Below are 12550 nucleotides of genomic sequence, written 5' to 3'. Positions count from 1 at the left end.
TTTTTGTTGGCGGAAAATAAATAAATAGAAAATCAAAACTAAGGGAGGCGCGAGAGACATGATCCATTCCAATGAAGCGGCAACGCCACAAGCCGCTGAAAACAAGCAGGCTGTTTGCACAGGTTCTGAGATTTTATTAAAAGCACTTGCCAGCGAAGGAGTCGAAGTCATTTTTGGCTATCCAGGCGGAGCGATTTTACCAACATACGATGAGATTTATAAATTAGGAATGAACCATATTCTAGCCCGCCATGAACAAGGCGCAATCCACGCGGCTGAAGGGTATGCGCGCATTACCCAAAAGCCAGGCGTCTGCATCGTCACTTCGGGACCAGGAGCAACAAATGTCGTTACAGGCATTGCGGATGCGATGATGGATTCGCTGCCAATGGTCGTCATCACCGGCCAAGTGGCTACAAAAGTGATTGGTACCGATGCTTTCCAGGAAGCCGATATGCTTGGCATTACAATGCCGATCACGAAGCATAATTTTCAAATCCGTTCCATAGAAGAACTAGCGCAAACAGTCAAAGAAGCGTTTCATATTGCGGTAAGCGGGCGGCCGGGACCCGTATTGATTGATTTGCCGAAAGATATTTCGGAAAAACTGGGAATCTTTGATTATGAGGAACCTGTCCATTTGCCTGGCTACCAACCAACCGTTAAACCGAATAAGCAGCAAATTCGCAAGCTTCTGGATAAGTTTAAAGAAGCGAAGCGGCCAGTCCTGCTTGTCGGCGCTGGTGTCCTCCATGCACAAGCAAGTGAGGAATTAACTGCATTTGCTCGTAAATTTCAAATCCCTGTCGCTCAAACATTGCTTGGACTAGGCGCTTTTCCTGGCGAAGAGGAATTGCATCTCGGGATGGCCGGCATGCATGGAACATATGCTGCAAACATGGCGCTCCACAAATCAGACTTTTTGATCAACATTGGCTCTCGTTTTGATGACAGATTAACTGGTGCCCTTGAACATTTTGCTCCGGAGGCATGTATTGCCCATATCGACATTGATCCTGCTGAAATTGGCAAAAACGTTCATGTCGAAATTCCGGTAGTAGGGGATGCAAAAGAGGCTTTAGCGATGCTAGTGAAAGGAAGCGGGGCTATAGATGAGCACGACGAGTGGCGCAAACAAGTTAGCGATTGGAAACGAGATTATCCGCTGTGGTTTCATCGCGACGGGGAAGTTATTAAGCCACAGGAGCTGATCCAAAAACTGTATGAACATACAAAGGGTGAGGCGATTGTTACGACGGACGTCGGCCAGCATCAAATGTGGACGGCGCAACATTTTAAGTTTAACAAACCAAATCGCTGGATTACATCAGGTGGTCTTGGCACTATGGGATTCGGGTTTCCAGCGGCAATTGGGGCGCAAATTGCTGAACCGGAATTGCCGGTATTGGCGATTACTGGTGACGCAGGCTTTCAGATGACGCTTCAAGAAATGTCGATTTTGCAAGAACTGGATTTGCCAGTCAAAATTGTGATTGTCAACAATGCTTCCCTTGGAATGGTACGGCAATGGCAACAACGTTTTCATGGCGAGCGCTATTCCCATTCGCTTTTCCCAATCCAGCCTAACTTTGCTAAGCTCGCTGAAGCTTATAACATTAAAGCGGTAAAGGTCGACAAACTGTCGATGCTGGACGAAGCGATTGCTGAAACATTGGCGCATCCAGGTCCGGTATTGTTGGAAGTGTGTGTCGCCAAAGAAGAAAACGTCTACCCGATGGTTTGCCCAGGCACAGGTCACCACTGTATGGAAGGAGTAGAGCCATCATGAAACGGACGATTACCGTACTCGTTAACAACAAATCAGGCGTGCTAAACCGCATGACAGGCTTGTTTGCAAGAAGGCAGTACAACATTGACAGCATCACTGTCGGTGTAACCGAAAATCCAACGATTTCGCGAATGACATTTGTGGTTTTTGTCGACTCGATGGAAAACGTCGAGCAAATGATAAAGCAACTTCATAAACAAGTCGATGTGTTAAAGATTAAAGACATTACCGATGAAGCGATTGTCGAGCGTGAACTTGCCCTTGTCCGCGTAGGAGCCACGCCCCAACAACGGGGCGAAATCGCCTCCCTTGCTGAAACATTCAGGGCGCAAGCAGTCGATATCGGCAAAGAGTCGATGACATTGCAAATTACTGGGAATAACGAAAAAATTGAAGCATTTATTGAATTAGTCAAACCATATGGGATCCAAGAACTGGCCCGCACTGGCGTGACTGCTGTTAATCGCAGCTCTAAAGCTAGCACCGATACGTCAAGACTAACGCTGATTAATTAGCGAGTCCATATAAAAACAATAATTGAAGGGGAGATTGAATCATGGCAAAAGTATATTATAACGGAGATGTAAATGAACAAGTATTAGAAGGAAAAACGGTTGCCATCGTTGGTTATGGCTCCCAAGGCCATGCACACGCACAAAATTTGCGCGAATCAGGAGTGGACGTCATTATTGGATTGCGTCCAGGAAAGTCATGGGATAAAGCAACGGAAGATGGGTTTTCTGTCTACTCTGTCCGCGAGGCTTCTGCAAAAGCAGACATTATTATGATTCTTTCACCAGACGAACATCAGCCGGCAATCTACAAAGAATCGATTGAACCTGAATTGACGGCTGGCAAAGCGCTTGTATTCGCACACGGCTTTAATATTCACTTTAACCAAATCGTACCGCCTGAACATGTTGACGTCTTTCTAGCTGCCCCAAAAGGGCCTGGCCACCTTGTCCGCCGTACGTATACAGAAGGCGCTGGCGTTCCAGCACTAATTGCTGTCTACCAAGATGCGACAGGGCAAGCGAAGGACATTGCACTTGCTTATGCAAAACAAATTGGCGCTGCCCGTGCAGGAGTGCTTGAAACGACGTTTAAAGAAGAAACAGAAACAGACTTGTTTGGTGAGCAAGCGGTACTATGTGGCGGAACTTCCGCATTGGTCAAAGCAGGGTTTGAGACGCTTGTTGAAGCAGGTTATCAGCCGGAAATTGCTTACTTTGAATGTTTGCATGAATTAAAGCTGATCGTTGACCTTATGTACGAAGGCGGCCTTGAGTACATGCGTTATTCGATTTCTGATACAGCGCAGTGGGGCGATTTCCAAGCTGGACCACGCATCGTGACAGACGAAACAAAAGCAGCAATGAAAGAGATTTTAAGCGACATCCAAAAAGGCAAGTTTGCGAAAGGCTGGATTTTGGAAAACAAACTGAACCGTCCTGAGTATAACGCCATTAACGAAGCGGAGAAAAATCACCCTCTTGAAGTAGTTGGCCGCGAATTACGGGAAATGATGCCATTTGTGAAAGCATCCAAATCCAAGGGAGTGGTCGCGAATGCGAAAAATTAACGTGTTTGATACGTCGCTGCGCGATGGAGAACAAATGCCTGGCATCGCTTTGACTGTAAAAGAGAAGTTAGAAATTGCCCGGCAATTGGAACGTCTAGGTGTGGACATTATTGAGGCTGGTTTTCCAGCCTCCTCACCTGGCGATTTTCAAGCAGTCAAGGAAATTGCTGAAACAGTAAAAGGTTCATCCATTACCGGTCTTGCTCGGGCCAAGAAAAGCGATATTGACTCTGCTTGGGAGGCGTTAAAATCAAGCGCTGAACCAAGAGTCCACGTTTTTCTGGCGACATCGCCGATTCATATGGAACATAAACTTAAACTGACTCCAGATCAAGTAGTGGAGCGTGCGGTAGAAAGCGTTCGTTACGCAGCGGAAAAATTTCCCCACGTCCAGTTTTCGGCAGAGGATGCAAACCGTTCAGAATGGCCGTTCTTAAAACGAATTATTGAAGCGGCGATTGATGCAGGCGCTTCTGTCATTAATCTTCCTGATACAGTTGGGTATAGAACCCCAGAAGAAATATCGAAATTGTTTGAATTTGTAACCGAAAATGTCAAAAACATCGACCGTGCCATTTTATCCACTCATAACCATGACGATCTTGGCATGGGTGTAGCCAATTCACTTGCCGCTATTTCTGCGGGGGCGGGCCAAGTAGAGTGTACAATCAATGGCATTGGCGAACGTGCTGGAAACGCGGCGCTAGAAGAAATCGCTGTTGCTTTGCAAATTCGGTCTGATTATTACCAGGCGAAAACAGGGCTAAAACTATCAGAACTAAAGCGCACAAGCGCCCTTGTGAGCAGGCTAACGTCGATGAATGTTCCTGGAAATAAAGCGGTTGTAGGAGCGAACGCGTTTGCTCATGAGTCAGGCATCCACCAAGACGGAATGCTCAAAAACAAAGAAACCTATGAAATCATTACGCCTGAACTGGTCGGCGCTACGTCTACATTGCCTTTAGGAAAACATTCTGGCCGTCATGCATTTAAAACAAAGTTGAATGAATTAGGTTTTTCTGGCTCTGACGAAAAGCTACAAACGATTTTCAGCGCGTTTAAACAACTTTGCGATAAGAAAAAAGAAGTGACCGAAGATGATTTGTATGCATTGATTGCCGATGCAACCGATGATCAAGATAGCACAGCTTATGAACTAACTGCGCTGCAAGTCACGTATGGAATGAACCACGTACCAACTGCCACGATTCGCCTTAAGAAACAAGATGACAGCGAAATCGAAGAAGCAGGGACTGGTTCTGGAAGCGTCGAAGCAATCTACAATACATTGGCAAAAATGACTGGTGGCAATTACAGCTTAGCTGATTACCGAATCCAGTCGGTAAATGGTGGAGAAGATGCGTTAGCGGAAGTTCATGTGCGCATTAAAGCAGACGATTTCGAACAAAGCGGACGGGGCGTGGCACATGATGTGTTAGAGGCATCAGCCAAAGCGTATTTGCACGCTGTGAACCGCGTAATAGCCCGGAAGCATTATGCAAAACGGGAAATGGCGAAGGTGGAAAGCTAAGGAGGAGACAATGGAAAAACAAATATTGCTTTTACCTGGGGACGGCATTGGCCCGGAAATTATTGCCGAAACCAAACGGGTGTTAGAAGAAATTGCCCGGCTGTATCACCATACATTTCAGTTTGTTGAAGGGCGAATTGGCGGTGATGCCATTGACGCAACTGGCAGCCCCCTTCCTGAGGAGACGCTGGATCTTGCCAAAGGTAGCGACGCAATTTTGCTTGGCGCAGTCGGCGGACCAAAGTGGGACGGCAATGCCCCTGAAAAACGGCCAGAAAAAGGTTTGCTGCAAATCCGCAAGGCACTGGGCCTTTACGCCAACCTTCGCCCTGTCCGTGTACTGAAACCGTTAATGGGTGCATCCACCTTAAAAGAGGAAGTGTTGGCCGACGTTGATTTGTTGATTGTACGGGAGTTAACAGGCGGACTTTATTTTGGCGAGCCGCGTGAACGGCGACAAATCAATGGAGAAGACGGGGCAGTGGATACACTCCTTTATACAAGGGGTGAAATCGAGCGGATTGTGCACCAAGCGTTTCAATTTGCAAGAACGCGGAAGAAACGGGTAGTCTCTGTTGACAAGGCCAATGTCTTGGAATCGAGCAGGTTATGGCGGGAAATTGCTGATGAAGTAGCCCGCGAGTATCCAGACGTCACGCTTTCGCACATGCTTGTCGATAATGCGGCGATGCAGCTTATTCGTGATCCAAGGCAGTTTGACGTCATCGTAACGGAAAATTTGTTTGGCGATATTTTGAGTGATGAAGCTTCGATGATTACCGGATCCTTGGGCTTATTGCCCTCGGCGAGCATGAATACGTCAAAAGTCGGCTTGTTTGAGCCTGTGCACGGCTCTGCTCCTGACATAGCAGGGACGGGCGCGGCCAATCCGCTAGCGACGATTTTGTCAGCAGCGATGATGCTGCAATATAGTTTTGGGTTAGCGGACGAGGCAAAAGCAATCGAAGTCGCAGTCGACCGTGTGCTCGCTCAAGGAGTACGGACAAAAGACATCGCAAAAGCAAGCGAAAACGCTGTTTCGACAACGGCAATAACAAATGCGGTTATGGAGGCGCTTGCTCTTAAAAGTGCCTCAAGCCGCTAAAAAAAGAGGGAGCGTTATGGCGAAAACAATTATCGAGAAAATATGGGAATCGCATACGGTTGTGGATGAATCAGGAAAACCTAATTTGCTTTATGTTGATTTGCATATGGTGCATGAAGTCACATCCCCACAAGCATTTGAAGGGTTGCGACTTGCAGGAAGAACAGTGAGGCGGCCAGATAAAACGTTTGCCACGATGGACCACAATGTCCCGACAGTGAATCGTTATGACATTCGTGATCAAATCGCGCGCACGCAAATGGAGACACTTGCTGCTAACTGCAAGCAGTTTGGAATCGAGATGGTTGATTTAGACCACCCGGAAAACGGAATTGTCCATGTCATTGGACCTGAACTGGGCTTGACTCAGCCAGGGCATGTAATCGTCTGTGGCGACAGCCATACATCGACCCATGGTGCATTTGGCGCTATTGCATTTGGGATTGGCACAAGCGAGGTTGAGCATGTGTTGGCCACACAAACGATTTGGCAATCAAAGCCGAAAACGCTCGAGGTCCATATTTCTGGGCGCCTGAACGAAGGCATATCTGCTAAAGATGTGATTTTGGCCATCATTGCCAAGTTTGGCGTCGATATTGGCACAGGCAGCATCATTGAATTTACTGGAGAAGCTATTCGCGGTATGACAATGGAAGAACGGATGACGATTTGCAATATGTCGATTGAGGCAGGGGCGAAAGCAGGTTTGATTTCCCCTGACCAAGTAACGTTCGATTATTTGCAAGGTAGAGCAAACGTTCCGAAAGGCGAGGCGTACGACGAGATTGTCGAGAAGTGGGCCCAATTGGCAACCGATCCAGGAGCCACCTATGATCGATCAGTGACGATTGATGCAGCGGAAATTGAACCAATGGTGACATGGGGAACCAACCCTGGCCAAGGGGCAGGGATTTCAAAAGCTGTACCACGGCTTGACGATGCGAAATCGGAAGTAGAACGGCGCGCCATTAGCCAAGCGCTTGATTATATGGACATCAAACCAGGCACGCCTTTGAGCGAGATTGAAATCCAGCATGTGTTTATTGGGTCATGTACCAATTCACGCTTGAGCGATTTAAGGGCAGCGGCAGCCGTTATTAACGGGCGGAAAGTAGCGCCTGGCGTCCGTGCCCTTATTGTCCCTGGCTCCCAACGTGTCAAAAAACGTGCTGAGGAAGAAGGGTTGGATCAAGTATTTAAAGAAGCGGGATTTGAATGGCGTGATTCAGGTTGCAGCATGTGTTTGAGCATGAACCCAGACGTTGTTCCTGAAGGGGAACGTTGTGCCTCGACTTCCAACCGAAACTTTGAAGGTAGGCAAGGAAAGGGAGCGCGCACCCATTTGGTTAGCCCGGCAATGGCAGCAGCAGCCGCGATCGCTGGTCGGTTTGTAGACGTCCGCAAAATGGTAAAAGCAGGTGAGTGTTAATGGAACCGATTCAAGTTCATAAAGGCAAAGCAGTTGTTTTAGACCGCGTTAATATTGATACAGACCAAATTATCCCGAAACAATTTTTAAAGCGGGTAGAGCGCACGGGCTTCGGCCAATATTTGTTTTACGATTGGCGTTTTCAAGCAGATGGTGCAGATAACCCGGCATTTGAGCTGAATCAGCCAGAAGCAAAAGGGGCAAGCATTTTAATTACCGGTCATAATTTTGGCTGCGGCTCTTCCCGGGAACATGCGCCATGGGCTTTGTATGATTATGGTTTCCGCGTCATTATAGCCCCAAGTTTTGCCGATATCTTCTATAATAATTGCGTAAAAAATGGTTTGTTGCCGATCCGCCTTTCGCCTGAAGAAACGGAATTGTGGATGGAACGGGCGAAAGAAAGCCAAGAAGAGATTACGGTCGATTTAGGCGAACAGCTCATTAAGCAAAATGGGCTAGAAACGAAGTTTGAAATGGATTCGTATTGGAAGCAAATGCTCTACAACGGCTGGGATGAAATTAGCCTTACCCTTCAATATGAAGAAGCAATTGCTAAATACGAGCACCGCCAGTCAGCAGTCAATAAATAAAAGCAACCAAAACGCTTGCTAGACGAGGCGTGGAGAGAGAAGCGCGAGGGTTGGAGCTATGTTCGATATACAGAGTCCCATTCCCTAGGGCTTTCCTAAGTAGGAATGTAGTGTTTGGCTAGAGTCTGTGAAAGTCCCCTTTTGGGGGCTTTCTTTGATTAAGTTTGATTTAAAAGGGAATAGGGAAGGAATAGCGAATAGGAGTACATGGGGATTTGTATAAGATAGAGGAGCCGTGATACATTAAAGGAATCGGGCAGAAAGCGGGCGATTGCATTGACGAATGAACATCACCATGAACCACAAAACATTATCCTTTTTCCAGGAGTCGTGAAACGGCTTGTAGAGGAAGGCATGGATGAATTAAAACAAAAAAATGGCCAAAAAGCGCTCCAGCTTTTCTCACAAGCGGAAACGTATGAGCCGACGAGCGCCCAAGCACGTTTTGGCGTAGTACTAAGTTTGATTGAGCTAAACCGTCAAGAGGAAGCGGTAGAAAAAACAAAAGCGCTATTAAACGAAGGCATTGGCGATTACTACGAAACATTGCAAGTCCATGTGTCTTTGCTTGTACAGTTATCGCGTTATGAGGAAGTCGTCCACTTGTTGGAAACGGTTCTCAGCGAAAACCGGCTGCCATCTGAACATGCGGAAACTTTTTATGAACTTCTCCATTTCAGTAGGCAAATGTCGAGCTCACAAGCATATGACGCCTCTCTCTTGGATGAAGAACATAAAAAAGAAACAGAGCTGGAGTTGCGTGCTGGCCTGCATGCAACGAATGAGCCAGCAAAATGGAAAGCATTGCAAACGGTGAAGCAGCTCAATGTGAAGGCGTTACTGAAAGACGTGCGCGAGTTAGCTGCCGATGAAAACGCCAAGGCACTTATGCGCACGTATGCCCTTGTGCTCTTGCATGATTGGAATGATCGGCTACCGATCGTCATTAAGAAGGAAGAGCGGAGCATGGAAGTGCAACCAGCCGAATTGCCGATACCAGGAGAACGGGACATAGACAAAGCGATTCGTCAAGCTTTGGAAGAACAACTTGAACAGGAAGACCCGGTGCTCTTGCAAATGGCAAGACAACTACACCATACATACTTATTGATCACGTATCCTTTCTTACCAGATCCGCCGAATCCAAAAGCATGGGCATGTGCTTTCCATTTAGTTGCTGCTGAACAGCTTGGCTTAGAAACAGATGAAGAGGACATGGTTGATTGTTATGGCTGCAAACGGTTTGACGTGCTATGTGCTTCAAATGAAATCGAAGCGTTGGAAAAGGATATTCTCCTTGAGTCACAAGATCAAAACCAATGGTTCCATACATAAGAGATTTTAGTAAGCAACTGATTGAAAGATGGCGCCTTTATGTTATAATGGAATGGTTGTCAAAAACGTGAGAAATGATTTTGCTATTTTAGTGCTGGAGGGAATAAGAACATGTCTGCAAAATGGGAAAAAACAGAAGAGAACACAGGCGTCTTAACAATTGAAGTCGAAGCAGATAAAGTCAATGATGCTTTAGATAAAGCGTTTAAAAAAGTGGTAAAGAAAGTGAATGTCCCTGGTTTTCGTAAAGGAAAAGTGCCTCGTGGCCTATTTGAAAAACAGTTTGGCGTTGAATCGCTTTACCAAGACGCGATTGACATTTTGTTGCCAGAAGCTTATGCAAATGCTGTCGAAGAAACAGGCATCTATCCTGTAGATCGTCCTGAAATCGATGTAGAAAGCATTGGCAAAAATGAACCGCTTATCGTTAAAGCTACCGTTACAGTAAAGCCTGAAGTCAAGCTTGGTGATTACAAAGGCCTTGAAGTAGAAGTGCCGAGCGCAGATGTAACCGATGAGGATGTAGAAGCGGAGCTTAAAAAGCTACAAGAACAACATGCAGAGCTCGTTGTTCTTGAAGAGGGTGAAATCGCAAATGGCGATACAGCTGTTATTGATTTCGCTGGCTATGTAGATGGAGAAGCATTTGAAGGCGGCACGGCTGAAAATTATTCATTGGAAATCGGTTCAAATTCCTTTATCCCTGGATTTGAAGAACAGCTTGTCGGCTTGAAATCAGGGGAAGAAAAAGATGTCGAAGTCACATTCCCAGAAGAATACCACGCAGAAGAACTTGCCGGAAAGCCTGCGACATTCAAAGTGAAAGTGCATGACATTAAGCGCAAAGAGTTGCCTGAACTCGATGACGAGTTTGCAAAAGATGTGAATGAGAAAGTAGAAACATTGGACGAACTGAAGAACGAATTGCGTTCTACATTGGAAGAGCAAAAGAAAACAGCTTCTGAAAATGCCGTCCGTGATTCACTGCTTGAAAAAGCGGCAGAACAAGCAGACATCAATGTGCCTGAAGCGATGATCGAAACGGAAACAGACCGTATGTTGCAAGAATTTGGTCAGCGTCTACAAGCGCAAGGAATGAACTTGGATATGTACTTCCAGTTCTCTGGGCAAACGGAAGAAGACATGCGCAACCAATTTAAAGAGGATGCTGAAAAGCGCGTTCGTGTAAACTTGACACTCGAAGCAATTGCAGAAGCGGAAAATGTCGAAGTAAGCGAAGAAGAGATTGAAGAAGAATTCCAAAAAATGGCTGATATGTACCAGCGTTCAGTGGAAGAAATCAAAGCATTGCTCGCTGCCCAAGGCGGCACAGACAATGTAAAAGGCGATCTGAAACTGCGCAAAGCGATTGACGTGCTTGTCGAAAACAGCAAAGAAGTAACAACAGAATCATAAGGGCGGCACGAGCCTTACACTGCCTTTGTATGTGAACTTGGCATGGAATTGTTCCATGCCTTTCTCCATATTTTTAGTATGTTCTGTTCCGATATTGAACATGCTGGAACTAGGCAAATTTTAAAGGGTTTTTGCATCGTTTGCTTGAATAGTATTATAATGTGGCAAAGCGAGCATCCATTCCTTTTTGAAGTCCACAATTAAGGCAAATCGCAAAATACGTACATAAAAAGCATTTTTCTAGAGTGTTAACGGCGAATATGCTACAATGATTTGACGTTAATGATTTTCTTTGTTTGAGCTCCTCAAGCAACAGAAAATAATATCCTGTAAGGGGTGAGGGCATGTTTAAATTTAACGAAGAAAAAGGCCAATTAAAATGTTCGTTTTGTGGAAAAACTCAGGATCAAGTTCGAAAGCTCGTAGCTGGCCCTGGTGTGTATATATGTGATGAGTGCATTGAACTATGCACAGAGATTGTAGAAGAGGAATTAGGCACGGATGAAGAAGTAGAAATTGAAGAAATCCCAAAGCCTAATGAAATTTGCTCTATTTTGGATGACTATGTCATTGGGCAAAGAGAAGCAAAAAAGTCCCTTTCTGTAGCAGTCTATAACCATTACAAACGAATTAATTCCATGTCTAGGTCTGAAGATGTAGAGCTTTCAAAAAGCAACATCACCTTAATCGGGCCAACAGGAAGCGGGAAAACGTTGCTCGCACAAACGCTAGCGCGGATTTTGAATGTTCCGTTCGCGATTGCGGACGCCACCTCGCTTACCGAAGCCGGCTATGTCGGGGAAGACGTAGAAAACATTTTGCTGAAGCTGATCCAAGCGGCCGATTATGATGTGGAAAAGGCTGAAAAAGGCATTATTTACATCGACGAAATTGACAAAGTTGCACGCAAGTCAGAAAACCCATCGATCACACGCGATGTTTCTGGTGAAGGGGTACAACAAGCATTGCTTAAAATTCTAGAGGGAACAACGGCAAGCGTCCCTCCTCAAGGCGGCCGCAAGCATCCCCATCAAGAATTTATCCAAATTGATACAACCAATGTCCTCTTTATTTGTGGAGGGGCGTTTGATGGGATCGAACAAATCATTAAACGGCGCCTTGGAAAGAAAGTAATTGGTTTTGGTACCGACGATGCCAAGCAAGATGATCTGAAGCCAGGTGAATATTTATCAAAAGTGCTTCCAGAAGATTTGCTGCGCTTTGGCTTAATCCCAGAGTTTATTGGTCGTTTGCCAATCATTTCAAGTTTGTCGCCGCTTGACACAGATGCGCTCGTTGAAATTTTGACAAAGCCAAAAAATGCGCTTGTTAAGCAGTATCAAAAACTTCTAGAGCTTGATGATGTAGAGCTTGAATTTACCGAAGATGCGTTGCGAGAAATTGCCAATAAAGCAATTGAACGTAAGACAGGCGCTCGCGGGCTTCGCTCCATTATTGAAGGCATCATGCTCGACGTTATGTTTGATTTGCCGTCACGAGAAGATGCAGTCAAATGCATCATCCATGGTGCATGTGTAACAGATGACGCACCGCCGATTTTAAAATCAGCAGACGGCACAGAATTAACGTTGGATAAACCGAAAGAAAGCGCATAGCTAGCCCCCCTCCGGCAAACTGCCGGAGGGTTTTTACGCTTCCTTCCTCTAAAGGTGCAATTGAAATTGGAAAAAATGAGCGTGTTGTTTTTCGGTTAACGAAAACGCTCTAGGAAATACTAACAGCATCATTCATCTATTAGGGAGGAAGGAA

Annotated in this window: 10 protein-coding genes; all 10 read left to right on the top strand. The window is 45.8% G+C overall.

The window, feature by feature from the left end:
• The first annotated feature begins 58 nt into the window (after window positions 1–58).
• The 10 genes from ilvB (at window position 59) to clpX (ending at window position 12396) form a co-directional block, all read left to right on the top strand.
• The gene (gene ilvB / locus V5G21_RS02025) at window positions 59–1789 is read left to right on the top strand and encodes a biosynthetic-type acetolactate synthase large subunit (RefSeq protein ID WP_011247488.1); all 1731 of its coding nucleotides are present in this window, start codon (window positions 59–61) and stop codon (window positions 1787–1789) included.
• Window positions 1786–2304 carry an acetolactate synthase small subunit gene (ilvN, locus tag V5G21_RS02020; protein ID WP_035201833.1) on the top strand — a complete coding sequence of 173 codons (519 nt, stop codon included), beginning with the start codon at window positions 1786–1788 and terminating at the stop codon, window positions 2302–2304. Before ilvB ends, ilvN begins: the two co-directional genes overlap by 4 nt.
• Window positions 2305–2345: 41 nt before the next feature.
• Window positions 2346–3371, top strand: a complete 1026-nt coding sequence (gene ilvC, locus V5G21_RS02015) for a ketol-acid reductoisomerase (RefSeq protein WP_011247486.1) — start codon at window positions 2346–2348, stop codon at window positions 3369–3371.
• On the top strand, window positions 3358–4902 hold the full coding sequence (locus V5G21_RS02010; RefSeq protein WP_035201831.1) for a 2-isopropylmalate synthase: 1545 nt from the start codon (window positions 3358–3360) through the stop codon (window positions 4900–4902). Before ilvC ends, V5G21_RS02010 begins: the two co-directional genes overlap by 14 nt.
• A 10-nt stretch (window positions 4903–4912) precedes the next feature.
• Window positions 4913–6007, top strand: a complete 1095-nt coding sequence (leuB, locus tag V5G21_RS02005) for a 3-isopropylmalate dehydrogenase (RefSeq protein ID WP_011247484.1) — start codon at window positions 4913–4915, stop codon at window positions 6005–6007.
• A gap of 16 nt (window positions 6008–6023) precedes the next feature.
• Entirely contained in the window at window positions 6024–7436 is a 1413-nt protein-coding gene (gene leuC, locus V5G21_RS02000) for a 3-isopropylmalate dehydratase large subunit (protein WP_011247483.1), read from the top strand.
• Window positions 7436–8029: a 3-isopropylmalate dehydratase small subunit gene (gene leuD, locus V5G21_RS01995; RefSeq protein WP_035201827.1), complete on the top strand. Its 594-nt coding sequence runs from the start codon at window positions 7436–7438 to the stop codon at window positions 8027–8029. The genes leuC and leuD overlap by 1 nt, the downstream gene beginning before the upstream one ends.
• A 276-nt stretch (window positions 8030–8305) precedes the next feature.
• A complete protein-coding gene (locus V5G21_RS01990; protein WP_035201826.1) occupies window positions 8306–9364 on the top strand; it encodes a hypothetical protein in 1059 nt (352 codons plus the stop codon).
• A gap of 111 nt (window positions 9365–9475) precedes the next feature.
• On the top strand, window positions 9476–10780 hold the full coding sequence (gene tig, locus V5G21_RS01985; RefSeq protein ID WP_035201823.1) for a trigger factor: 1305 nt from the start codon (window positions 9476–9478) through the stop codon (window positions 10778–10780).
• A 344-nt stretch (window positions 10781–11124) separates the two neighbouring features.
• On the top strand, window positions 11125–12396 hold the full coding sequence (clpX, locus tag V5G21_RS01980; RefSeq protein WP_011247479.1) for an ATP-dependent protease ATP-binding subunit ClpX: 1272 nt from the start codon (window positions 11125–11127) through the stop codon (window positions 12394–12396).
• Window positions 12397–12550 lie beyond the last annotated feature (154 nt).

Source organism: Shouchella rhizosphaerae (assembly GCF_036700015.1).
In the GTDB taxonomy this organism is placed as follows: Bacteria; Bacillota; Bacilli; order Bacillales; family Bacillaceae_D; genus Shouchella; species Shouchella rhizosphaerae.
This window is presented reverse-complemented; position numbering and strand designations above follow the sequence as displayed.

Excerpts from the sequence above, each read along its gene's own strand:
- ilvB (WP_011247488.1), top strand. The coding sequence starts at position 59 with ATGATCCATTCCAATGAAGCGGCAACGCCACAAGCCGCTGAAAACAAG.
- ilvN (WP_035201833.1), top strand. The coding sequence starts at position 1,786 with ATGAAACGGACGATTACCGTACTCGTTAACAACAAATCAGGCGTGCTA.
- ilvC (WP_011247486.1), top strand. The coding sequence starts at position 2,346 with ATGGCAAAAGTATATTATAACGGAGATGTAAATGAACAAGTATTAGAA.
- V5G21_RS02010 (WP_035201831.1), top strand. The coding sequence starts at position 3,358 with ATGCGAAAAATTAACGTGTTTGATACGTCGCTGCGCGATGGAGAACAA.
- leuB (WP_011247484.1), top strand. The coding sequence starts at position 4,913 with ATGGAAAAACAAATATTGCTTTTACCTGGGGACGGCATTGGCCCGGAA.
- leuC (WP_011247483.1), top strand. The coding sequence starts at position 6,024 with ATGGCGAAAACAATTATCGAGAAAATATGGGAATCGCATACGGTTGTG.
- leuD (WP_035201827.1), top strand. The coding sequence starts at position 7,436 with ATGGAACCGATTCAAGTTCATAAAGGCAAAGCAGTTGTTTTAGACCGC.
- tig (WP_035201823.1), top strand. The coding sequence starts at position 9,476 with ATGTCTGCAAAATGGGAAAAAACAGAAGAGAACACAGGCGTCTTAACA.
- clpX (WP_011247479.1), top strand. The coding sequence starts at position 11,125 with ATGTTTAAATTTAACGAAGAAAAAGGCCAATTAAAATGTTCGTTTTGT.